Genomic DNA, 21,056 nt, shown 5'->3' with positions numbered 1-21,056 from the left:
CAGTCCCCTGTAGCTCAATTGGCAGAGCATTCGGCTGTTAACCGGAGGGTTACTGGTTCGAGTCCAGTCGGGGGAGCAGAGCGGAAGAGGACCCTTCGGGGTCCTTTTTCGTTTCCCCGGGAACCGCCGAACCGCCCCCGGAGTCCTCTAGATCGAGCATGGCCGATCATCCGGAGCAGGAGATCGTATGAGCGGCTATGCTGCGGCAGACGGCGCGCACACTTGTACGCGCCGTGGTGTTCGGGGCGGTAGCTCAGCCGGTTAGAGCAGCGGACTCATAATCCGTCGGCCGTGGGTTCGAGTCCCACCCGCCCCACAAGGAAAAATCGTTCTGACCAGGCACTTCACCGGTCAGACGTGAGCACGAAGGGTCTTGGCGGCCCGTCCTAGGCAGGAAATCACACCTGACTGGACAGAGATTGGACGCGGGTCACGCGACGCGCTCGAATCCCTCGTTCGGCGCATCGGTGACCCCGTCCAGCGTCACCTGCGGCCCCTTGGCAGGGTCCAGAGGCGCGTGATCGGCGGCACACTTCCCCGGATCGCGTGAGCTGCCGTTCGCGGAGGCCGGCGGCGAGCCGGGCTGCGGCCGGGGGACGACTGAGCTGGTGGTCTCGGCCTCGTTGTCCAGGAGCTGCGGCAGGACCGCTGTGTAGGTGTCGGACGTGATCTGGAACGACTTGTGGCCCAGTCGTGCCTGGACGACCTTCATCTTTGCCCCGCCGAGCAGGGCCAGTGCCGCCGACAGGTGCCGGGTGTCGTGCAGTCTGATCGGGGGCAGCCCGGACAGCTCGACGAGTCGGTTGAACCTCCTGCTCATCCAGTCCGGGTGGAGGGGCTTGCCGTCCTCGTGCACCCAGAAGCGGTCGCTCTCGACGTAGGCGTGGGCCTCACTCCAAGCCTCGCGCTCCTTGGTGCGCGTCGCTTCGAAGTCCACCCAGAGCTCGGCGGTGCCGGTGTCGAGGGTGACGGTGCGGACGCTGTCCTGCTTCGGCGCTTCGTCGTACACCCGGTAGGCGACCTCGACGACCTGTGCCGAGATCCGGAAGTACTGCACCGGCGAGTACAGGCTGACCTCCGACGGGGGCAGCGCGCACATCTCCCCGCGGCGCGGCCCCCTGAAGATGAGCCCGTTCCACAGCCCAACGAACCGGTCGGACGCGATGAAGGCGAGGAAGTCGGCCGTCTGCTCTGGAGTCCACACCATCACCGGGGACGGCTTCTGGCCCGTCCGCTTCCACTCCTCGACCCGTTCCGGCGTCCAGACCAGCGCCGTGGGCTTCTTCACCGGCGGAAGCTCGACCATCTTGGCCCAGTTGGTGGTGTAGTCGCCGCGCTTGATGACGTCCGACATGAAGGACTTCAGGGTCGCGAGGATGCGGTGCATGGTGTTGACCGAGGTGATCTTCCGCCGCCCCTTGCTGCCCTCGCGGAGTGCCGCGTTCGCATCCAGATAGGCGCGGCGCCTGACGCGACGCTCCTCTGTCTTCCCGGAGGCTCGGACCCACGCCGTGTGTGCCGCGTCGCGCGCCTCCGTCAGCTCGACTATGCGCGCGTGGTGCAGAAGCCTCTCGGCGTTCTCCCGCTCGATCGCCGTGAACATCGCCTCGATGTGTCGGAGCTTGAGGTCGCGCCGCTTGATGTGCCCGAGGTGAGGCCTGAGGTACAGCCGGATGTGATCCTCGTACCCGTGAGTCGTCGTGCGGGCGAGGCGCTTCTTGCGAGCGATCCACGCGTCCAGGTCCTCGGCCACGGTGGCGTCGCTCAAGATGTCGGTGCCCTTGACGGCCTCCCGGTAGAGCTCGGCCGCCTTCTTCATCGCAGCGTCCTTGGTGGCGAACCCGAATCTGCGGACACGGCGCCGGTCACCGTTCTCGCCGGCCTCCAGTTCGAAGTAGAGGCTCCACTTTCCGTGCTTCTTCTCCTTGAGCTTGGGGCAGCCGGCGCCGATGTTGCGCTGCTTCGGCTTCCCAGTGTTGTCCAGGACCGGGGCGCCGTCCTTGCCGATCACCGGTTCCTGGCAGACGCAGTAGCGCGTGTAGGAGGGGTTGAACTTCTCCATTGCTCTGGGGTCCTCGCTCCTTGTCCCTCTGTGACGGTTCTCGTTGAACCGCTTACACATCTTGCCCCAACACTCCAGTGTTGGCGTATTCTTAAGTCACGTTGGCGTGGGGGAGATCGCGACAACGGGATGACAACGGAAAACGCTGTAGTTGCAGGTGCCAGGGCGAGCCAGATGACCCTGGAGGAACTGCTCGCGCTGCCGCCCACGGTGAACGTCACCACGGCCGCACGGGCGCTCGGGATCGGAGTCCACAAGGCTTATGACCTGATCCGGGAGGGGACCTTCCCTGTTCGAACGCTCTCTCTGGGGAGCACGGTGAGGGTCCCGACAGCTGCCCTGTGGAGCGTGTTGGAGGTGACGCCGCCTACGCGCTGATGATCGCGCGCTGTCCGAAGTGAGTCTCCTAGGCCACAGCCTCAGTGCAGGGCTGTGGCCTAGGATCGGGCGGCTACACGCGTACGAGAAGAACGGACGACCATCGAATGCCTCGGCTCTACGGTTTTGACGACCAGTCGCGTCGTCGGCTTCGCGACGACGAGGTGGAACCGACTCGCCAGATGGTCAGCCGGGCTCTAGCCGGCGCCTCGAACGCGGACATCGCCGCCTGGGCCAACCAGGAGGGCCACCGGGGGACGCTCGGAGGGGAGTGGAAGGACGCCTCGATCGGTCGCCTCCTCCGCAATCCGGCCATCGCTGGCCTGCGCCGCGAGAAGGACGGCAGCCTGGTAGACGCGGGCCACCCAGGGGCGATCACTGCCTCCGAGTTCCACGCCTTGGAGGAGCGCGAGAAGGCCCGCAAGACGGCCACGCCGGACGACGCGCACGACTACCTCCTCAACGACGAGGCGAGCACCTGCGGCAAGTGCACCCAGGCCCTCCAGGGAGCCCGAACGAACGCGGGCACCCCGGGGTACCGCTGCCGTCCCAAGGATAAGAACGGGCGCGGCGGATGCGGTGAGGTACGGATCGATGCCGAACTACTGGACACCCACGTTGGGGAGTACGTAGTTGCCGAGCTGCTCAAGCCAGGCATCTACGAGCAGATTCTTCGCGCGCAGGAGTTGGTCAAGGAACAGGTCGAGAAGTTCAAGGCTGACCTCGTCGACCTTGAGGGGCGGCGGAAGGAAGCCGCGATGCTCTACGGGCAGCGGCAGATCAGCAGCGAGGCCTTCGTCATCGCCGACGGCGAGCTCACGAAGAATCTCAAGGAGACGCGGAAGCGCCTGCGATACGCGGAGCAGATGGCGAACTTCAAGCTGGGTGGCGTGACCGATCTGGTGCGCTGGTGGAACACCGCGCCGACGGCCTCCAGGAGAGCGATCGTGCTGCTGTTCCTGGAGGCCATTGTCGTGTATCCGGCACGAGCGCGGGGCGTCCGGACGATCGAGCCCGGCCGTGTCGTCTTGCGCTGGCGCAAGATGGGCAGCGCCTCAGGCAGCTGAGGCGGTCACCTTCCGGGCGGCGATCCGCCGCCCGACCATCGACATCGTCAGGCCGGTGATCAGGGCGACGACGGCCAGGCCGGCCAGGGCCGGGGAGACGATCTCCTCCGTCTCCAGGGACCACGGGTGACCGAGGTAGTGCGTGACCAGGTAGGAGCCCTTGCTCAGTGCGTACGCCACTCCCAGCATTGCGGCGACTGCCGACATAGTGAGCCCGCGCGCGGTCCACAGGTGGCCGCCTCGACGCATGGACAGTGCCATCCCGGAGCACAGGAAGACGATCTCTCCGCAGGTCACTGCCACGTAGGCCAGGTAGACCATGAGGTAGCACGTGACGCCTGGCGCGGCGGCGTGCGCGGTGGTGAACTCGATGGTCTCGTCCGTGGTGGCGACGAACAGCGGGAGCATGGCGGCGAGGACGACGATTGCGAAGGCGATCCGCGCGTAGAGGCTGGCCTTGAGGACTTCCCGGTTGTACGACCAGTCCACCAGCATGAGCTGGAGGCTGCCGCACCACAGGATGGCGCAGATGTGGGCGCCGATCTTGGCCGAGTTGTTCATGCCAGTCACAGACTCGACTGCGGACTCGACCGCCGGAACGGCGAGGAGGACTCCTAGGGTGCACACACCGAACGCCGCGGTTCGTGCGGCCCTGGCGATCCGGTAGTCGGCTCGGTCCCGCTGGCGCCAGGCTTCACGGGCGGAGAGCACGGTGCCCGTCAAGCCGAAGAGGGTGCACAGGCCGAAGACTATGCCGTCCATCGTTCTAGGGTCCTTCCAGGTCGGAGGCGGCCCGTTGGGCTGCTTCGTCAAAACTGAGCCGGCGCCGCCTACCAGGCCGTGGGGCCTCGGGGACGGAGGGCAGGGGTTCGGGGATCTCGGGGACGGTAAGGCTGCTGCATCCATGCCGTGAGCGGATCTCACGGGCGGCCTCCAGCAGTTCGCCGGCCCCTTCTGGCCCGAGGTCGTGAACCAGGCGTAGAGCTTCACGAACCTCCGGGTATTGCTCGTAGACCGTCAAGGAGGTCAAACCGTTGTATCCGGGGAGGAGGAAACTTACCGGAGTCTCGAAAGCGCGTGCGAGTCCGAGGAGCTGAGACAGCTTCGGGTCCGTCTTCTCTCCGGTCAGCAGTTCGTTGACCACCTGGTGCGTCATGGCAGGTTTCCCGCCTGCTTCCTGGGCGGTCGCTGCGGCGATGGCGCGCGTGCTCGGCGTCTTCCCGGCCTTGTCGCGCTTCCTGCCGAGCAGCAGAGCCAGCTTGCTGGCGAGAGGTACCTGCGGGCCGAGCGGCGACATCTGGTCGTAACTCCTCATACTGTGTCAACTCCGGCCCGCGTGGCGGCTGGAGCCGTTCAATGTCTTTGTTTGTTGACAATACCGGGCGGCCCGAAGCAAGATCTATAACGGGTGAGAATCGAACGCTTACCTAGCGTGCGGGCGCCACTCCCTGGCCTCTGGGGAAACGGGTCGGGGTGGCGCCTTCCTTCGGGCCTGAGGTGTGCCGAAGTCTCTGTTGTGTGGGGATCTAAGGATGGGCGCGCCCGGGCGGTACGGCGTCATGACGCGAAGAGGTACGGGTGGGGATCGAAGTGGGGCGAGTGCTGGCTCGGCTGGCGGAGTCCGGGGGTAGGGGGAACGTCGCCCTTGATGACGGGCTGGCGCGCGAGGTGCTGGGGGCGCTGGCGATCGTGGACATCGAGGAGATTGGTCGGCCGGCGAGTTCGGGCGAGGTGGATGGCTGCGGGAAGTGAGGCGTGGGGCGCGAACCCTGTGGGTTCGCGCCCCACGCCTCTGACCTGGGAAAACTTCAGAAAATTGTGGACTCGCACCCGCAATGCATATAGAATAAAAGCATGAAGGGGGGAGGGGAAAGCCCCCACCCGCCGACCTCTTGGGAGACGACATGCCGCACAAGTACCAGACCCTGAAGATGCGCCAGATCCGCCGCAACGAGTCCCAGCCCCGCGAGTCCTTCAACGAAGAGGCCTTGAACGAGCTTGCCGACTCGATCAAGCAGCACGGCCTGCTCCAGCCGGTCGTCGTGCGCACGCTGGCCGCCGCGGGCGCGCGGCGCAAGGGTGAGCCGATCATGTACGAGCTCGTCGCCGGCGAGCGGCGCTTCCGCGCCAACGGACTCGCGGGCAACCTCACGATCGAGGCCAAGATCCTCCTCGCCGACGGCGAGGAGGAGATCACCGACCTCGACTCCTTCAAGAAGGCCATGGCGGAGAACCTGAACCGCGAGGACATGCTCCCCATGGAGGAGGCCCGCGGCTTCAAGCGGGTACTGGAGGACGAGCACGACGGCGACCCCGAGAAGGTGCCCGCGGTCGCCGAGACCTTCTCCAAGTCGGTCCCGTTCGTCAACCAGCGGCTGACCCTCCTCAACCTGCGCCCCGAGATCCAGGCCGCCGTGGACGCGAAGCACATCGGCACCCAGGCCGCTGTCCAGATCGCCGCGCTGACGCCCGCCAACCAGAAGGCGGTCTTCGACGACTGGAAGAAGGGCGACAAGAGCGACAACCAGCTCGTCCACATCGCCTACGCCATGCGCAAGCAGGAGAAGGCGGCCAAGCAGGAGTCCATGGTCGACGTCGAAGAGCTGACCCCGGAGAAGAAGGCCGAGATCACCCGCGCCCAGGCCAAGACCAAGAACGACCTCGACGACGTCGAGCGCATGTGCGAACTGCTGGACGGCATCGCGAAGATCGACCCGATGGAGCTGGCCCGCATGCTGGACGGGCAGGTCGGCAAGCGACTGGAGCAGATCGACCGGGTCGCCGCCTCCGTCCAGAAGGCCCGCTGGCAGCTCAAGCAGGCCAAGGCCCACGCCGACGCCAGCGAGCTGATGGTCAGCCCCGACGCCGCCGCCCCCGACCTCGCCGGCGACGCGGCCGCCGCACTCGCCCTGCTGGAGTCCACGGACGTCGAGGACGCCGAACCCGTCTCGTCGGACGAGAGCCAGGGCGAGGTCTCCACCGAGACGGATGCCGACGCGAAGACCGACGACGCCCCGGAGGCCTCGCCTGCCGTCGGCCCCGCCATCGAGCCGGAGCACGGCAACGCCGACATGTCCACCGAGACCGAGCCGGTCGAGCTCGCTGCCTGACCCTCCCCGCCATCCAGAGGGCAGCCCGCCTGCGGGCTGCCCTCTCCCTCTGTCTGGAGAGACAACGTGACCAACCCCTACCAGGTCATGCGCAACATCTACGAGAACCTGTTCGAGGGCGAGGAGGAGGAGTCGGCTGACGCCCTCGCGGAGTACGACCCCGAGGCGGCCGAACTCGTGCGAGAGGCCGCCCGGAGTCTGTACGCGGCCCGTAGCACCGGCAACGCCGCTGACTTCGCGCAGGCGGACACGCTGACCCATGAGGCTGCCGCCCTCCTGCTTCTTGGGGGAGGCAGCTCCGTCTATGTCCGGTTCCCCGTCATGGTGACCGCGCGCCTGGTCGAGCTCGAAGCATCCCTACTCGCCGCCCGAGGGCAGAGCGCCGCGCCGAAGGAGAGCGGAGCATGAAGCGCCCCCGGCTGATCGACGGCCTCAGGACCTGGCCCGATGACGGCACTTTGCCGCCGCGCATCTGCCGCCTGTGTGACACCGACCTCGACAACGACGACGAGCAGCGCGCCACGGCCATCTGCGTGGTCTGCGGTTACTGGGTCTGCGAAGCGTGTGACGGCGGGACGGATCCCGCCACGGGTGACGCCGTCTGCGACGACCACAAGGACCATCCGCTCGCCGTCAACTGCACCGAATACGCCTAGGAGGGAAACCCATGCAGATAGATCCCGACGTTCTCGATGTCATCAGATCGGCGACGGCCAGAGGTCCCGCCCTCTACCTGCCGGGCCAGCTGACCCCCAAGCTCTACCAGCGCGTGAACCTCGCTCTCGACGCGGTGGGCGGCAAGTGGAGCCGCAGCAAGCAGGCCCACCTCTTCCCCGTCGACGCGGCCGACGCCATCGCCGGACTCCTGAGCACCGGCGAGGTGACCACCGACTCTGAGCGAGGCTGGTACCCCACCCCGCAACCCCTCGTCGACCGCCTCGTGGATCTGGCCACCCTCGCCCCCGGGGTCGAGGTCCTGGAACCCTCGGCCGGACGCGGAGCGATCGCCGGCGCCGTCGCCGCCCGCGGGGCCGTCGTCGACTGCATCGAGCTCGACCCTAGGCGCGCCGACCACATCCGTGCCGGCGGCTACGCCCGCAACGTCATCACGGCCGACTTCATGACGGTCCCTGTCCATCGCCGGTACCGGCGCGTCATCATGAACCCGCCCTTCGCCGACCGGCAGGACATCCGCCACGTGGAACGGGCGCTGCGCTTCCTTCGGCCGGGCGGCCTGCTCGTCGCCGTCATGTTCGGCAGCCTGACCTTCCGCCAGGACCGAATCACCCGCGACTTCCTCAACCGCGTCCGAGAGGCGCGCGGAACGATCACCGAGCTGCCGGACGACGCATTCCCCGCCCTTCGGATCCGCACCGTGGTGGCCGTCATCCCGGTCCGTGAAGTACCGGCCCCACCCTCCTTCAACCGCAACGCCCCGCGGGTCGAAGACTTCATCGCGCGCCCCCGAGTCGCCCAGCAGGCCATGTTCTTCACGGACGGTCCGACCCAGCACGGCACGGCTCCCCTGGACGGATACGGAGGCGGCGAATCGCCCCACGGGCACCGAGATTGAACTCCGAATAGATCCCAACACTCAAGAGTGCTACGGTCTATCTCGTTGGAGGGAACGGCCACAGCCGAGGAACCGGCCCTCCGACTGCCGTGACATGCGGCATCCCCTCGGTGCCTGACGGGTGGCCAATCCCCCGCGCCCTACCCGTCAGGCACCGGCTCCGCACCGAAGCGAAGCCACCTGCCGCACCACACGCATCACGCGAGCGGACCCGCCCCGGCCCCGGCCGACGGCGGGTCCACGTGTACCCGGGAGCGCCATGACCTCGCAGGACTTCCACGGCCACGCCGACGACTACAACCTGTACCGCCGCCTCGTCGCCGAACGGGACCGCGCGCCGGCCACCCCCGCCGACCGCGGCCCCCACCCCTGCCGGAGCCGCGAACCGGACCCGGACGCCGCACGACATCGAGCCGAACTCGAAGCAGCCATCCACACGCGCATAGGAAGCAGAGCAGCATGAACGAGCAGCAGACGCCCAAGAAGAACGAGCCCACCCCGCCCGTGCCGGGCGCCGTGTGGTGCAAGGCGTGCGACTCCTGGTGCCTGCCGTCTGGCATCTGCCGCTGCAACAACCGATAGTCGATGAAGGCAGGTACCCGAGTGGGTACCTGCCTTCATCGTGCCCTCGTTCAGCTGGCAAGCTCCACAGTCGCTGAGTCGACCCAGCGTGCGAACGCGCTGAAGGACGCGAGGTATTCGAGAGCTTGCTGCTCGGTCCAGCTCGTGTCCTCAAGGTGTGCAGCGAGGTTGCGGATCGCGCGGAAGCAACCGACGCCGAAGAACTTCGCGCCCTCCTGGGCGGACACCCATGAGGGCTGCGTCCTGTCATCCCCCGGCACGCGCAGTCGAGGCTTCCCGGACTGCGGGTCCTTCAAGTCGAAGCACTGCATGACGAGATCGGCCTCGCTGACATCGTGCCGACCCACCTTCTGCTGGAGCCGCGCGTTGACCGTGCGGGCCGCCGACAGGACCGCCTCCTGGCGGGCGCCGGCCACCCAGAGTGGGCGTGCTGACTCCCATACCCAGGGATGCAGGTACTCCGAGCCCAGCACCGGAGCAGACGGACGCAGGAAGGCATCCAACTCCTCCGCTGACTCGGCCAACGCCAGGGCGCGAAGGGCGCTTTCCTTCGCAGGCTCCCATCGGCCCCTGATGGAGTCGATCCGGTAGGAAGTCGGCCACAGCCCCTCCTGGTACGCCTCCGCGATCCGCTTCGCCACAACCTCAGCACGTACGAGAGCGTCCTCGTCCGGGGCCTCGCCCGTCAGGTGCTCGATACGGCGTCTTTCCCCCCACGGGTCCATCAGTTGATGCGTGTCGTCCCACGCGAAGAGCGAGTTGATGTCGGACACGAACTGACGAAGCCGCCCGATGGCCCAGTCATGCTGCATGCGAGCAGAGTACGAGGCGCCCGGTATGAGTGGCATCCGGATTGCAATCGGCACGTTGGCGATCGAGTCATCTACCCTGAGACCTGTAGGGCGCGGGGAACGGCCTACCAAGGGACGCCTCGTGACCGCGCTCGCCAACATCCCCGTTCAGCTCCTCCCGCTCGCCGTTCCCATCTCCGAGCTGACCCCCTACTACCGCAACCCGCGCTCCGGCGACCTTCCGGCCATCGCCGATTCCCTGACCGTGAACGGCCAGTACCGCGCCGTCGTCGTCAACAAGGGCACGCACACCGGTCGCCGCAACGAGATCCTGGCGGGCAACCACACCGTCGCCGCCGCGCAGCAGCTCGGCTGGGAGCAGATCGCCGCCACCTGGGTCGACGTCGACGACGAGGCCGCCGCGCGCATCGTCGTGGTCGACAACCGGACCAACGACCTCGCCGGCTACGACACGGCCCTGCTCGCCGAAGTCCTCTCCGAGATCCCCGACCTCGGCGGCACCGGCTACGACCGCGAGAGCGTCGACCGTCTCCTCGACGACACCTCCCTGCCGGAGACCCTGGAGCTCACCTCCGACGGGGCGGGCACCGGCGCGGCCGCCACCGTCGACTACCTCCAGTGGGGTTACCTCCAGTGGGAGTCCAAGCGTGTCCGGATCACCTCCGAAGAGGTCGAAGCCCTGAACGCCATCTACACGAGGTTCGTGGACGACACCAACAGCGACATGGGCTTCGGGTGGCACGTCCTCCAGCACGCCCACCAGGAGGACGAGACCGCATGAGCAAGGCGCCCACCACCACGTTCCACGAGGCGTACCCGCTCGACGAGCTCCGCCCCGCCGACTACAACCCCCGCCGCCTCAGCGCGACCGCATTCACGAGACTCCAGGCATCCCTGCGCCGGCACGGCGTCGTCAAGCCCGTCATCCTCAACGCCGACGGCACCCTGGTCGCCGGTCACCAGAGAACCAAGGGACTCAAGGCGATCGGTCTGACCCACACGCCCGCGGTCATGCTCGGCACCAAGGTCCGGCTCCAGGACGAGATCCAGTTCAACTTGCTCCACAACCGAGTCGAGACGGAAGCCAGCGTCGTCTACGCCGACCCCGGCGAGCTCGGCACCTGGTCCTGGATCCCGTGGCAGTCCATCCGCGTTGCCGAACGCAAGAACCTCTCCTTCGTCAACGCCATCGGCCACATGACGGCGGGTCACGGCCCCTGGGGCAGCGTCGTCATCGACGACCAGGGCCGCATCGTCCTCAACGCCGAGTACGCCGTCGTCGCTGCCATCAACCGCTTCGACCTCCTGGCCTGGACCGTCCCCTCGTCCGAGGCCGCGCAGCTCCACGCCGACCTCACCGGCGAGTACGGCGTCTACGACTGGACAGCCATCGAGGGCAAGGCCCCTGTCTGGAACCAGCACATCGTCCAGCCCAAGCGGCTCCGGCAGTTCTCCTCCAAGGCCAAGGCAGGCAAGTTGGCCTACGGCTCAGAAACCTGGGACCAGCTCGTCACCCCTTGGCTCAAGCCCAGCCACCGCGTGGTCGACTTCGGCGCCGGGTATGGCGACTACGCCAAGCACCTGCGGGCCAAGGGCTTCAACATCCACGACTACGAGCCCTACCGCTGCAAGGACGGCTCGTACGCCGTCGACATCCGGGCCGTCGTCGGCATGCTCCGCGACATCGACAAGGACATCCAGGCCAACGGCCTGTACGACGTCGTCGTCCTCGACTCCGTCATCAACGCGACCACCAGCCTCGACTACCAGCACTGGGTGCTGACCACCGTCAACGCCTTGTGCGCGGCCGACGGCGTCGTGTGCCTCGGTACCCGCAGCCTCGGCCGGGAACTCCGCGACGAGCAGGCCAAGCGCGTCACCTCGCAGACGGCCACCACGAAGATGAGCTTCCTCGACGAGAACAACGTCGAGATGAACTTCGTCAAGGGGAAGTGGCAGAAGCTCCGCTTCCACACCCCCGAAACCCTCGAACCCCTCCTCCGGCGCTACTTCGAGGACGTGAAGGTCACCGACCTCAGCGGTTCCAACATCAAGGCCACGTGCCGACGCCCCATCCCCCTCCCGAAGGAGGAATATGAAAGAGCCTTCGAGGAGGAATTCAACATGCCGTACCCGAATGGGTTCCGGCATGGCAGGCACCTGGAATTGGTCGGGAATTTGATAAAATTGGTTATAGAGAGAAATGATTCTCTCGGGAATTGAGAAACCGGTGGGGAATTCATGTCGAAACAAATACGGGTGGGGATCGAGTCGCGTTCTCGATACCACATCATGTGGCTCGCGGGGGTGCGCCACGTGGCTCTCGACCAGCACTGCCTGCGCGCCTTCGGTCAACCGGACCGCCCGCGGGTCGACCCGAAGCGCCGACATCAGCTCGTCGAACTGCCGGCGCTCAACCAGCCACTCGCCTGGTACCTGTGCGCGCTGCCCAATCCCTGGAGGTGGAGCGACAACGCCCACCTCGCCTTCGAGGCCGCGCCGGGGCAGGACTGGGAAGGGCCCGCCCTTGTGCCCGGTCTACAGGTCCGGCTGGAGAACGCTCGCCCCATCACCGGATGGGGCGAGCGCGACATCCCCGCCACAGAACCCCGGCGTGGCTCCATCCGATTCCGGACCTGCCGCAACTACCAGTTCGCGTGGTGGCTGCGCACCCACCGGAACGCCCCGGATGCGCCCACTGAGTTCGTGCCGCCGAGGAAGCCGGGTGAAGGTGAGCAGATGTCACTGATGTGACGTCTGCGCTGGTGCGGGGGATTCATCGTCGCACTGCTCCCTGTCGGCCGCCGACCCATCAGCTCCGGGCTGCACTGAGTCGGGGGCCGACGCTGCTGTCCGCTCCTGGGTGGATTCTGACTCGCTGTCGAGCGGAGTCTCCTGCGCGCTATCGTCCCGAAAGGCGTCGAGCAGCCTGCGCCACGCCTCGATCAAGGAAAGCAGCTGGCCCAGGATTCCGGTTGCTACGAAGATCGCGATCGAGATCACGCCCGACCATGCAAGAATCCAGAGAACCGCAGAGGAGTCCACCGTTCGGTCCCTTCTCAGTCAGGGCCGAACTGAATGCGGGCAGGCGTACTCAGCTCGGCCACAACTTGTGGCTGAACTGAGTTCCGTGCCAGCGATAGAACTCAGAACTACGTCTCTAACTAACATGGATCAACTAAGAGGCTTGTAACGGCACCCTGGCGGGCCGAAGCGGGTCGCTGGATCCGCTCCGTCTTTTTGGTACCCGGGTTCACGAATCCCCGTTTGCGGCAGGTAATTCACGCACCCCACTCTTGCCCGCGACCATACCGGACGTCTGTCGGTGCTGTCTGGCGAATCAGTGAAGATCGAGAACGCGGCACTCCAACGAGTGATGCGATCATGAAGACGGGCGCGGGGGCGCACCCGAGCCGTGAAGGACCCCGACGTGGGACGCCCCGACAAGGCCGCGCGTGCGGCCATCGCGCGCCGCCGCTCGGACGCCATCGACCTCCGCCTCGCCGGCGTGGACTGGCTGACGATCGCCCGCAAGCTCGCCGCCGACCCCGCCGTCAACAGCGACGGCATCGCCTACCCGCAGGGGTACGGCATCGACCGGTATCGGAAGAAGCATGACCCGCCGAGCGACGAGGCCCTGATCCACGCCGCCTGCCGCGATGTGCGCCAGGCTCTTGCCGACCGGCGCGCCGAGCTCGCCGACGACGTCGACGAGCTTCGGGCCCTGGAAGCCGACCGGCTCGACCGGCTGTTCTTCGTCGCCTATAAGAAGGCCGTCCGCGACCAGGACCTCGCGGCCGTCGACCGCACCCTGCGGATCATGGAGCGCCGTGCCCGGCTCCTGGGCCTCGACATGCCCGTCCGCACCGAGCTGTCCGGCCCGGACGGCGGACCGGTTCAGGTCGAGAGCACAACCGTGGACGAGCTGGAGAAGCTCATCGCGCTTACCGACCCGGACACCGAGTGAGAGCCCGGGACACCGCGAGCGTCGTCGCCCGCTACAAGACGCTGCCGCCGGCGCACCGCCGCTCCATAGCCCGATCCGCCTCCCCGGAGCTCCGGGCCGAACTCGTTCGTGCCGAACGGCAGCTCGCGATGGACCGCTCGCCGGGGGCGCTCGCCGCCGTGCTCACCGGCGGCCGCGAGATGCAGGCCCCTCATCTCGACCTGATCGACCAGGCGTTCATCGACATGGCCGAGGGCCGGTGCGACCGCGTCATGCTCACCATGCCCCCGCGGCACGGCAAGAGCCGACGCGCGTCGCGCTGGGCCCCGCTGTGGTACCTGCGGCGCAACCCCGGCCACCGCATGATGATCGCCAGCTACTCTGCCGACCTCGCCGACGACCACGGCCGGTGGATTCGAGATGCCATCCTCACCTGGGGAGACGACCTCGGCCTCCAGCTCAAGCCCGGCAGCCAGGCCGCCAACCGCTTCGACATCGTCGGCGGCGAAGGCGGACTCCTCGCAGCCGGCCTCGTCGGCGGCCTGACCGGACGCGGCGCACACATCGCCATCGTCGACGACCCGGTCAAGGACATGGCGGACGCCGACTCCCCGACCATGAGAAGGCGCGCCTGGGACTGGTGGACCTCCGTCATCCAGACCCGACTCGAACCCACCGGTGCCATCTGCCTGATCCAGACCCGCTGGCACGAAGACGACCTCGCGGGACGGATCCTCGCCACCGAGCGAGACGCCTGGCGCGTCATCGACCTCCCCGCCCTCGCGGACAGCCCGGACGACCCCCTCGGCCGCGCGCCCGGGGAGGCCCTGTGGCCCGACCGCTTCGACGCCGCCCACCACGCCAAGACCCGCAAACGCGTCGGCGAACGAGTTTGGGGCGCCCTGTACATGCAGAAGCCCCGCCCGCCCGAGGGCGGTGTCTGGCAGCGCGAGTGGATCGACAACGCCCGCATCAACGCAGTCCAGTTCTCCGGCCTCGACATGGCCCGCATCATCGTCGCCGTCGACCCCGCCGGCGGCGAGAGCACCGTCGGAGACGAGACCGGCATCGTCGGCATCGCCCGCGACTTCGACCGGCACCTCTACGTTCTTGCCGACCGGTCCGGCTCGATGGGCGCCAACGACTGGGGCCTGGCCGCCTGCCGCCTAGCCCTGGAGCTCAAGGCCGACGCCATCGTGGTGGAGAAGAACTACGGCGGCGACATGGCACGCCAGGTGGTAGTCCAGGCGTGGGAGCAGCTGCGCAGGGACGGCGTTACCAAGGGCCTGCTCATGCCGATGATTCTGGAGGTCACCGCGAAGGTCGGCAAACGACTCCGTGCGGCGCCGGTGGCCCAGCTGTACGAGCAGCAGCTCGTCCATCATGTCGGCGAGTACACCGAGCTGGAGGATCAGATGGTCACCTGGGTCGAGGGCATGGACAGCCCCGACCGCATGGACGCCGCAGTGCACGGGCTCACCGAACTAGCCGATCCTGACCAGCTCGACACCCTCCCGCCCGGATCAGATGACGACCGCTTCGACGGACGACGGTGATGCCCCCGGAGGGAGCCGCTACTCCGGGGGGATCCGCCGTGTCAGGTCTGCGACGAGCTGGGCGGCCGCACGGCCGCGACTGGAGCGGCCCTCGCTGCGGTCTGCGGACCGGGGCCCAGGGAGAGGCGTGCGGTCGTTGACGCCGGGTGCGGCTAAGAGTAGACAGCTACATTCTCCGCCTGGGGACCCTTGGTGCCTTGGGTCAGTTCGTACTCGACCCGCTGGTTCTCCTCCAGGCTGCCGCTTCCTCCTGGGAGGGCCGATGCCGGGAGGAACACGTCCGGTCCTCCGTTGTCATCAGAGATGAAGCCATAGCCCTTCTCTGCGTTGAACCACTTCACGGTCCCTTGAGGCATTCCTGAAACCTTCCGTAAGCCCGAGGCGGTCACCCCGGCGCGGATTGGATCATCTCCGCGCTCACGACGCCCATGCGTAGACGAGGGCCCGAAACCACCCGTTCGGGTGACGCGGGGACGAGTACGTTCCGGCCGGACTGTTGGCAGGCGGCACCACGAAGATCCGACCGTGTAGCTCGATCGCGGGCCGATGGGTCGGATTCGATATCTCGGGCCGCCGAGCGCCGCCCCCCCCGTGTCGCACCCGGGCCCTACCCTCCCCCCATGACAGACATAGATCGGCGCCGCCAGCGCCGCCGCCTGCTGCTCGTCCTGGCGCTCCTCGCCACGGTAAGCGGCCTCGTGGTGCTCATTGCCCAGAACCAGCTTGGGGCCGACCGTGCCAGCGCCATCGCGGCGTTGCTCAGCGTCGCGGCCGCCGCTGCCTCGTGGGAGGCGACCGGGCGCGCGAGCGACACGGCCGAGGAAGCCAGACGTACGGCCGAGATTGTGGCCCGGATCGAGCGCGACCGCTGGCTCGCCGAGCTCACCCCGCAGTTCAAGTTCACCCTCACCAAGGAGGGCGACCGCGCAGCCAAGCTCCTCGTGCACCTCGCCGGCCCGGACGCCCTCGGTCACCTGGACTCCGTGACCGTGCGGATCGGGGACGACGACTACGACCACATCCCCACCCAACAGCGGCTTGGGTACACCAACCCGAGCGGGCCCACCCCAGAGCAGATCGCCGCCCACGTCTGGGGACCGTTCCGCCTCCGGCCCCGGATCAGCGAGGCCGACGAGCACGGTCGCGAGCTGACCTTCACCGAACTCCGCGTAGGCCGCAGCCGACCGCTCGCGCTGGACCGGACGATGCCGGGCACGTGGATGGAGGGCACGACCTACGACTCCTGGCAGCAGCAGTACGAGGGGCACCCGCTGCGGCTCCTCTTCACGTGCCGCCGGGGCGAGGAGACGTGGAAGATCGCCCGAGCCGTCGACAACCCGGACTGGCGCCCGGCAGAACTCTCTTCCAGCTAGCAGGCGGCCGTGCCCAGATCCTCAGGCACCCCAATACGGCCCCAAGAGGAAACGGACCGTCCGCTGGACGAGGGCCTTGGTAGCCTCGCGATCATGAGACCTCGGGGGTACTGGTCTGTCACCGCGTGCGGTGTCCTGCTGATTGCTGTCTGCCTCGCCGGTTGCGGGATGGGAGACAGCACACCGACCGCCGACCAACAGCGGGACGCACATCTCGACCGTGTCCGGGACGCTTACCTACTTGGGCGCAGCACCGGACTGGAGCTGCAAGAGCAGAAGATCGCTGACGGCACGCCACCCGCCAGCTCCAGCCCGAGCGAAGAGGAGTGCGCGGCACGGTGGACCCAGCTCGGCGAACGCGAGCAGACCCCGGGCGACAGAGCAGGATTCCTTGCCGCCTGCTCCTCCTTTCCACAGCCGGGGCTCCCTGGGTACGAGGAGGCCGTGGCCGAAGCACGCGGTACCGGGGCGACGCCGTAACCTGATCATCGGCGCGGGGCCGACTGCCTGGAGGGGCACTGTGGGCCTGCGCGAGCTGATCACCGACGCCTGGAGTTGGCTGGACTACAAGCCGGCCATGGCCGACCCGCGCCGTCCGGGGCGGAACGCCTGGGCGGACCTGACGTCGTCGTGGATTCCCGACGAGGACCTGCGCCGCCTGGCTGCGTACCGGCTCCTGGCCGCGTACGACTCCAACCAGGCCGGGCAGCTCGCCGAACTGAGCGGAGACGACGACCGCGGGGGAGAGCGGCGGGAGCTGGGCGACGCCTCGAAGATCGTCGACACCGCCCTCGGCTACCTCCTGGGCTCCGAGCAGACCATCAGCGTCGCCGGCGCCGAGCACGCCGGCGACGAGCCGACCCTGGAAGCCGCCGGAGCCCGCGCCGTTCAGGAGCAGCTGCGGGCGTGGGCCGAGAAGGAGCTGCTGCCGCTCAGAGTCCAGCAGGCCGAACGGAACGCCATCCTGCTCGGCGACGGCGTCTACACACTCGCGTGGGATCCGGGGAAGGGACGCGTCCTGCTGCGCACCTGGGACCCGGGCCTGTACTTCCCGGAGTGGCCGGAGGACGGCGAGGACGGCGCCGACTTCCCGATGCGTGTCCACCTGGCCTGGGAGCTGCCCGAGGACAAGCGGCGCGGCCTGAAAACCAGGGTGCGGCGGATCACCTACGAGCTCGCCCCCATCGGTCCGGCCAGCCGCAGGGGCACGACCAAGGGCGGAGGCGTGGTCCGCGAGTTCCTGTACGACGGGGACGGGGCGCCGGTCCTCGTCGGCGGCGACCGGCTCGACCCGGGCAGCAGCACCATCACCCGCACCTACCCATGGGCACCGGACCGGCCCAGCCCGTGGACCTGCTACCTCACGGATGCCGAATGGGACCTGGACGACCTCACGCACGCTGACCTGCTGTACGACCTCCCGCTGCACAAGGCGACGCACCGCGTCCGCTCCGATGGCGAAGTCCTCGACCGGCTCGACCTGCGATGCGACTTCATCCCGCTGGTCCACATCACCAACTCCATCCCCAACAGCGGCGAGCACTGGGGCAAGCCGACCATCGCCACCGTCCTCCAGGGCCTCGACGAGCTGTCCGCCACCGACACCGACAGCTCCGGCGCCTCCGCGACCACCGGCTCCCCGATCATCGGCCTGTCCGGCGCCCGCCTGCCCATCGACCGTGCCACCGGGCAGCCACTGCCCGTGAAGGTCCGGGCCGGAACCGTATGGCAGCTCAACGAGGGCGGCCGCATGGACGTCCTCGACACCTCCGCCCAGCTCGCCGAACTCCGAGCCCGAGTTGACCACCTCATCGACCGCGTCGCCGCGAACTCCCGCCTCACGGCCGCTGGCCTCGGCACTCTCGACCCCACCGCCCTTCCCTCCGGCTACGCCCTCCAACTCGCCTTGGGCCCACTGGACTCGTTGGTCGCGGCCATGCGCCTGGCTCGCACCCACAAGTACGCGGTCTTGCTGCGGATGGTGCAGAGGCTCCACCAGGCTGGTCAGGCGGAGGGCTGGCCCGCGGGGGAGTCGCTGCCCGCCCGCCTCATGTGGGGTCCGCACACCCCCACAGACCGCGCCGCCGTCCTAGACGAGGTCGTCAAGGGAGTCAGCGCCGGCGTCCTGTCCGTGGAGACGGGTGTGAAGATGCTCATCGACGCCGGATACCCGATCGACAACCCACAGACCGAGATCGAGCGCATCCAGGCCAGGGCGTTCGAAGCAGCAGCTCGGCTAGCTGACGCCACTGGAGACAACGCTGCCGTGCGTCAGTACCTTGGCCTTCCGGAGCAGGGAGACGAGATTCCCTCCGTCTCTCTCCTGCCGAACGGCCTCCGTTCCGATGATCCTTCATAGGATGACGTCGGATTTGACCAGGAGTACGGGGGGGCGGCCGTCATGAGTGCGCAGCGAACAAAGCAGGTGGAGCGAGCGGGCGTGTCATGGATCGAGCACTTGGTTGCGGCCGAACTGGGGTGGTTCTTCCGGCCGCAGGATGTCGCTGATTTCGGGATTGATGCCCACCTGGAGATTGTGGACGCGGATAGCGGCAAACCTACTGGACGCCTTCTCGGTGTTCAGATCAAGTCGGGTTCGAGTTATTTCGAAAAGGCCACCGAGAATGGCTGGTGGTTCCCTTGCAGCTCTGAACATGTCGCATACTGGCTTGGGCATTCACTTCCGGTTGTCGTAATGCTTTACGAGCCGACCGCGAAGCGTGTGTACTGGCAGCACGTCAGTGATCAGACCGTGGTCTCCACGGGCAAGGGTTCGAAGATCCATGTCCCGCGAAGGAACGAGCTGTCAGGAGGGTCTGTCCTCGCGCTCAGTCCGCTCGCTCGGTCGAAGAACGATGTCCCAGCACTTGGCGGGTGGCTCGTTGATGATTTCGGCGGACCGCGCCGGAGGGAGTTCTATCAACTCCTGCTCTCTGCTCGCTTGCAAGCCATGTTCCCTGAGTGTGGTATTTCGCGCAGGGAGGTGGATTACGACGCCTCCGGTCTGACGATTCATTTCTTGGCCTACAAGGGAATGGATCACGTAATGATCGATGTTGAGGTCGTGACCTCGGTATTCGATTTGGCTCATCGTGTCTCTAGTCTTGGTTCGGGGCGCAGATACATCCCGGTGGTGATCGTGCTTGTGGGTCAGGGCCCTGGGTCCATGCCCCCCAAGCCGGTCTTGCCCCCCGTGTTCGTCACGCATTGGAATACAGATGGGAGGTACGACGACTCCCTGCGTAGGACGCTAGACAGCGTGCTCACGTGGATCGCGGGATCGGTGCGGGGTGCTGGATCTGACGCAGATGGCCCCTCCTGACCCTTCGATAGACTGATCATCGGCGTGGGGGCGCTGGAGACCTGTGGATGGTTCACGCATGACGCGCCCTTCGCTCCCCAACCCGCTTGCCCCGGTCGGGTACCGCCGTGACGGGCGGCCCATCTACCCGATCCTGGGTGCCTCGCCCGAGCACGACCCGAACAAGCCCAACGACGACCCCGCAGCTGGCGGCGTCACGCAGGACGACCTGTCCCGGCTGCTCGCCAGAGAGAAGACTCAGGGTGGCCGCGCCGCCGTGAAGAAGCTCCTGGACGGCCTCGGGTTCGCCGACACCGAGAAGCTGACCAAGTTCATCACCGCGACGCGCGACGCCGAACGGGCCGCGCTCTCCGAGGTCGAACGCCGCGAGCAGGCGGCCGAGGACAAGCTGCACGCGGCCGAAGCCCGCGAGGCCCAGGCCGTCGCCCGGGAGCGCACCGCCATCCGCCGTGCCGCCCTCGCCGGTCTCGGAGCCGCGGGGGAAGATCTGGACGATGCCGTCCTGCTCATCGACCGCGCTCTGGACGGCGAGGATGACGCCGACGAGGAGACGGTCGCCGCGGCGGCCGAGCAGCTGGCGGAGCGGCGGCCAGAGCTCTTCGGCAACGGGCGGGTGACCGCTCCGCCCGCGCCGGGTGGCTCGCCCGCCGGAGGCCCGCCTCCGCGCGGCGCGACCCCGCCGAAGCCCGGGGCGGCCGGGCTCGACATGGCTCGCCGGCGCGGCTACATCAGCTGATCGGCCCCTCTCCCACCGGCGGGACAAGGCCGGACCAGGGGACCACGCCCCTCCCGCTTCGTGGACGGCGCCACCAGGAGGTGAGCGCGCGGACTCCCGCCATTGCGTCCCTGGGAGGGGCACCTTCATGCTTCAGCCGATCACGACGCAGCGCAGCGTCACGGCGAACACCGAGTGGCTCGGCGGCCGACACGGCACCGATGACACCGACACGATCACCCTCGACATCACCCGCTTCACGTCCGGTACGCACTACGTGCCGTCGACCGACACCAGCCAGCCGTACAGCCTGTTCAAGTCCGGCGTGCCGGTCGGCAAGATCACCGCCTCCGGCCTCTACGGCCCCTTCGACAAGGCCGCCGCCGACGGCCGGCAGATCCTCGCCGGGTTCGTGCTCGCCGAGACCCTGTTCGCGCCCACCGCCATCAAGGTGCCCGCGGCGCTGCTCTGGCACGGCACCGTGCGCGCCGCGAAGGTCCCCGGCGGCTTCACCCCCGCCGACGTCACCTCGACCAACGCCCTGATCCGGTACGTGTAAG

General features: G+C 67.7%; 24 protein-coding genes and 2 tRNA genes. 21 read left to right on the top strand and 5 right to left on the bottom strand.

The genetic code is table 11. The features are described from left to right. The first annotated feature begins 3 nt into the window (after positions 1–3). Positions 4–76, top strand: a tRNA-Asn gene (locus AB0Q96_RS22785). A gap of 166 nt (positions 77–242) precedes the next feature. After that, positions 243–316: transfer RNA gene (locus AB0Q96_RS22780), tRNA-Ile, on the top strand. 114 nt (positions 317–430) lie between these two features. Here the strand turns inward: AB0Q96_RS22780 and AB0Q96_RS22775 are convergent. Next, positions 431–2,062 carry a tyrosine-type recombinase/integrase gene (locus AB0Q96_RS22775; RefSeq protein ID WP_365328197.1) on the bottom strand — a complete coding sequence of 544 codons (1,632 nt, stop codon included), beginning with the start codon at positions 2,060–2,062 and terminating at the stop codon, positions 431–433. Between the two features lie 174 nt (positions 2,063–2,236). Between AB0Q96_RS22775 and AB0Q96_RS22770 the strand changes: the two genes are divergently transcribed. Continuing rightward, a complete protein-coding gene (locus AB0Q96_RS22770; protein WP_365328194.1) occupies positions 2,237–2,440 on the top strand; it encodes a DNA-binding protein in 204 nt (67 codons plus the stop codon). 107 nt (positions 2,441–2,547) lie between these two features. Then, positions 2,548–3,507, top strand: coding sequence for a recombinase family protein (locus AB0Q96_RS22765; RefSeq protein ID WP_365328192.1), 960 nt, complete (start codon positions 2,548–2,550; stop codon positions 3,505–3,507). Here the strand turns inward: AB0Q96_RS22765 and AB0Q96_RS22760 are convergent. Beyond that, complete coding sequence (locus tag AB0Q96_RS22760) at positions 3,496–4,269, bottom strand: hypothetical protein (protein WP_365328190.1); 774 nt, start codon at positions 4,267–4,269, stop codon at positions 3,496–3,498. The two genes, AB0Q96_RS22765 and AB0Q96_RS22760, sit on opposite strands and share 12 nt — an antisense overlap. A 4-nt stretch (positions 4,270–4,273) precedes the next feature. After that, positions 4,274–4,804, bottom strand: a complete 531-nt coding sequence (locus tag AB0Q96_RS22755) for a hypothetical protein (protein WP_365328188.1) — start codon at positions 4,802–4,804, stop codon at positions 4,274–4,276. A 281-nt stretch (positions 4,805–5,085) separates the two neighbouring features. Here AB0Q96_RS22755 and AB0Q96_RS22750 point away from each other — a divergent pair, with 281 nt between their 5' ends. The 7 genes from AB0Q96_RS22750 (at position 5,086) to AB0Q96_RS22720 (ending at position 8,772) form a co-directional block, all read left to right on the top strand. Continuing rightward, positions 5,086–5,259: a hypothetical protein gene (locus AB0Q96_RS22750; protein ID WP_365328186.1), complete on the top strand. Its 174-nt coding sequence runs from the start codon at positions 5,086–5,088 to the stop codon at positions 5,257–5,259. Positions 5,260–5,411: 152 nt separating this feature from the next. Further along, a complete protein-coding gene (locus tag AB0Q96_RS22745) occupies positions 5,412–6,617 on the top strand; it encodes a ParB/RepB/Spo0J family partition protein (RefSeq protein ID WP_365328184.1) in 1,206 nt (401 codons plus the stop codon). Between the two features lie 66 nt (positions 6,618–6,683). Beyond that, complete coding sequence (locus AB0Q96_RS22740) at positions 6,684–7,025, top strand: hypothetical protein (RefSeq protein ID WP_365328182.1); 342 nt, start codon at positions 6,684–6,686, stop codon at positions 7,023–7,025. Beyond that, the gene (locus AB0Q96_RS22735; RefSeq protein ID WP_365328180.1) at positions 7,022–7,273 is read left to right on the top strand and encodes a hypothetical protein; all 252 of its coding nucleotides are present in this window, start codon (positions 7,022–7,024) and stop codon (positions 7,271–7,273) included. The genes AB0Q96_RS22740 and AB0Q96_RS22735 overlap by 4 nt, the downstream gene beginning before the upstream one ends. A gap of 11 nt (positions 7,274–7,284) precedes the next feature. After that, complete coding sequence (locus tag AB0Q96_RS22730; RefSeq protein WP_365328178.1) at positions 7,285–8,190, top strand: hypothetical protein; 906 nt, start codon at positions 7,285–7,287, stop codon at positions 8,188–8,190. A 259-nt stretch (positions 8,191–8,449) separates the two neighbouring features. After that, entirely contained in the window at positions 8,450–8,653 is a 204-nt protein-coding gene (locus AB0Q96_RS22725; protein ID WP_365328176.1) for a hypothetical protein, read from the top strand. Further along, positions 8,650–8,772 (top strand): hypothetical protein, encoded by a 123-nt coding sequence (locus tag AB0Q96_RS22720; protein WP_365328173.1) that lies wholly within the window; start codon positions 8,650–8,652, stop codon positions 8,770–8,772. Before AB0Q96_RS22725 ends, AB0Q96_RS22720 begins: the two co-directional genes overlap by 4 nt. Positions 8,773–8,822: 50 nt before the next feature. Here the strand turns inward: AB0Q96_RS22720 and AB0Q96_RS22715 are convergent, their stop codons facing one another. Then, entirely contained in the window at positions 8,823–9,584 is a 762-nt protein-coding gene (locus tag AB0Q96_RS22715) for a TIGR02391 family protein (RefSeq protein ID WP_365328170.1), read from the bottom strand. Positions 9,585–9,705: 121 nt separating this feature from the next. On the opposite strand from AB0Q96_RS22715, the gene AB0Q96_RS22710 reads away from it, so the two are divergent. From AB0Q96_RS22710 to AB0Q96_RS22690, 5 genes are all read left to right on the top strand, one after another. Continuing rightward, positions 9,706–10,365: a ParB/RepB/Spo0J family partition protein gene (locus AB0Q96_RS22710; protein WP_365328168.1), complete on the top strand. Its 660-nt coding sequence runs from the start codon at positions 9,706–9,708 to the stop codon at positions 10,363–10,365. Then, complete coding sequence (locus AB0Q96_RS22705; RefSeq protein ID WP_365328165.1) at positions 10,362–11,807, top strand: methyltransferase domain-containing protein; 1,446 nt, start codon at positions 10,362–10,364, stop codon at positions 11,805–11,807. The genes AB0Q96_RS22710 and AB0Q96_RS22705 overlap by 4 nt, the downstream gene beginning before the upstream one ends. A gap of 93 nt (positions 11,808–11,900) precedes the next feature. Further along, positions 11,901–12,338, top strand: a complete 438-nt coding sequence (locus tag AB0Q96_RS22700; RefSeq protein ID WP_365328162.1) for a hypothetical protein — start codon at positions 11,901–11,903, stop codon at positions 12,336–12,338. A gap of 676 nt (positions 12,339–13,014) precedes the next feature. Next, positions 13,015–13,551, top strand: coding sequence for a hypothetical protein (locus AB0Q96_RS22695; protein WP_365328159.1), 537 nt, complete (start codon positions 13,015–13,017; stop codon positions 13,549–13,551). Further along, entirely contained in the window at positions 13,548–15,086 is a 1,539-nt protein-coding gene (locus AB0Q96_RS22690) for a terminase family protein (protein ID WP_365328157.1), read from the top strand. Before AB0Q96_RS22695 ends, AB0Q96_RS22690 begins: the two co-directional genes overlap by 4 nt. 152 nt (positions 15,087–15,238) lie before the next feature. Here AB0Q96_RS22690 and AB0Q96_RS22685 read toward each other — a convergent pair whose 3' ends face one another. After that, complete coding sequence (locus tag AB0Q96_RS22685; protein WP_365328155.1) at positions 15,239–15,442, bottom strand: cold shock domain-containing protein; 204 nt, start codon at positions 15,440–15,442, stop codon at positions 15,239–15,241. 264 nt (positions 15,443–15,706) lie between these two features. Between AB0Q96_RS22685 and AB0Q96_RS22680 the strand changes: the two genes are divergently transcribed. The 5 genes from AB0Q96_RS22680 to AB0Q96_RS22660 all read left to right on the top strand — a co-directional run bounded on the left by AB0Q96_RS22680 (position 15,707) and on the right by AB0Q96_RS22660 (position 21,055). Then, positions 15,707–16,459, top strand: a complete 753-nt coding sequence (locus AB0Q96_RS22680) for a hypothetical protein (RefSeq protein ID WP_365328153.1) — start codon at positions 15,707–15,709, stop codon at positions 16,457–16,459. Between the two features lie 520 nt (positions 16,460–16,979). Beyond that, positions 16,980–18,818, top strand: coding sequence for a hypothetical protein (locus AB0Q96_RS22675; protein ID WP_365328151.1), 1,839 nt, complete (start codon positions 16,980–16,982; stop codon positions 18,816–18,818). 81 nt (positions 18,819–18,899) lie between these two features. After that, entirely contained in the window at positions 18,900–19,781 is an 882-nt protein-coding gene (locus tag AB0Q96_RS22670; RefSeq protein ID WP_365328149.1) for a DUF4365 domain-containing protein, read from the top strand. 58 nt (positions 19,782–19,839) lie between these two features. Then, on the top strand, positions 19,840–20,517 hold the full coding sequence (locus AB0Q96_RS22665) for a hypothetical protein (RefSeq protein WP_365328146.1): 678 nt from the start codon (positions 19,840–19,842) through the stop codon (positions 20,515–20,517). A 127-nt stretch (positions 20,518–20,644) separates the two neighbouring features. Continuing rightward, positions 20,645–21,055 (top strand): head decoration protein, encoded by a 411-nt coding sequence (locus AB0Q96_RS22660; protein WP_365328144.1) that lies wholly within the window; start codon positions 20,645–20,647, stop codon positions 21,053–21,055. Position 21,056: the final 1 nt, after the last annotated feature.

It is taken from the genome of Streptomyces sp. NPDC093111, assembly GCF_040683955.1.
Lineage (GTDB): Bacteria > Actinomycetota > Actinomycetes > Streptomycetales > Streptomycetaceae > Streptomyces.
The sequence above is the reverse complement of the archived record's forward strand: the minus strand, read 5'-3'. Positions and strand labels throughout refer to the sequence as shown.

Bases quoted from the DNA above. Each gene is read 5' to 3' on its own strand.
- AB0Q96_RS22775 (WP_365328197.1), bottom strand. From the start codon at position 2,062: ATGGAGAAGTTCAACCCCTCCTACACGCGCTACTGCGTCTGCCAGGAA.
- AB0Q96_RS22770 (WP_365328194.1), top strand. From the start codon at position 2,237: ATGACCCTGGAGGAACTGCTCGCGCTGCCGCCCACGGTGAACGTCACC.
- AB0Q96_RS22765 (WP_365328192.1), top strand. From the start codon at position 2,548: ATGCCTCGGCTCTACGGTTTTGACGACCAGTCGCGTCGTCGGCTTCGC.
- AB0Q96_RS22760 (WP_365328190.1), bottom strand. From the start codon at position 4,269: ATGGACGGCATAGTCTTCGGCCTGTGCACCCTCTTCGGCTTGACGGGC.
- AB0Q96_RS22755 (WP_365328188.1), bottom strand. From the start codon at position 4,804: ATGTCGCCGCTCGGCCCGCAGGTACCTCTCGCCAGCAAGCTGGCTCTG.
- AB0Q96_RS22745 (WP_365328184.1), top strand. From the start codon at position 5,412: ATGCCGCACAAGTACCAGACCCTGAAGATGCGCCAGATCCGCCGCAAC.
- AB0Q96_RS22735 (WP_365328180.1), top strand. From the start codon at position 7,022: ATGAAGCGCCCCCGGCTGATCGACGGCCTCAGGACCTGGCCCGATGAC.
- AB0Q96_RS22730 (WP_365328178.1), top strand. From the start codon at position 7,285: ATGCAGATAGATCCCGACGTTCTCGATGTCATCAGATCGGCGACGGCC.
- AB0Q96_RS22725 (WP_365328176.1), top strand. From the start codon at position 8,450: ATGACCTCGCAGGACTTCCACGGCCACGCCGACGACTACAACCTGTAC.
- AB0Q96_RS22720 (WP_365328173.1), top strand. From the start codon at position 8,650: ATGAACGAGCAGCAGACGCCCAAGAAGAACGAGCCCACCCCGCCCGTG.
- AB0Q96_RS22715 (WP_365328170.1), bottom strand. From the start codon at position 9,584: ATGCAGCATGACTGGGCCATCGGGCGGCTTCGTCAGTTCGTGTCCGAC.
- AB0Q96_RS22705 (WP_365328165.1), top strand. From the start codon at position 10,362: ATGAGCAAGGCGCCCACCACCACGTTCCACGAGGCGTACCCGCTCGAC.
- AB0Q96_RS22685 (WP_365328155.1), bottom strand. From the start codon at position 15,442: ATGCCTCAAGGGACCGTGAAGTGGTTCAACGCAGAGAAGGGCTATGGC.
- AB0Q96_RS22680 (WP_365328153.1), top strand. From the start codon at position 15,707: ATGACAGACATAGATCGGCGCCGCCAGCGCCGCCGCCTGCTGCTCGTC.
- AB0Q96_RS22665 (WP_365328146.1), top strand. From the start codon at position 19,840: ATGACGCGCCCTTCGCTCCCCAACCCGCTTGCCCCGGTCGGGTACCGC.
- AB0Q96_RS22660 (WP_365328144.1), top strand. From the start codon at position 20,645: ATGCTTCAGCCGATCACGACGCAGCGCAGCGTCACGGCGAACACCGAG.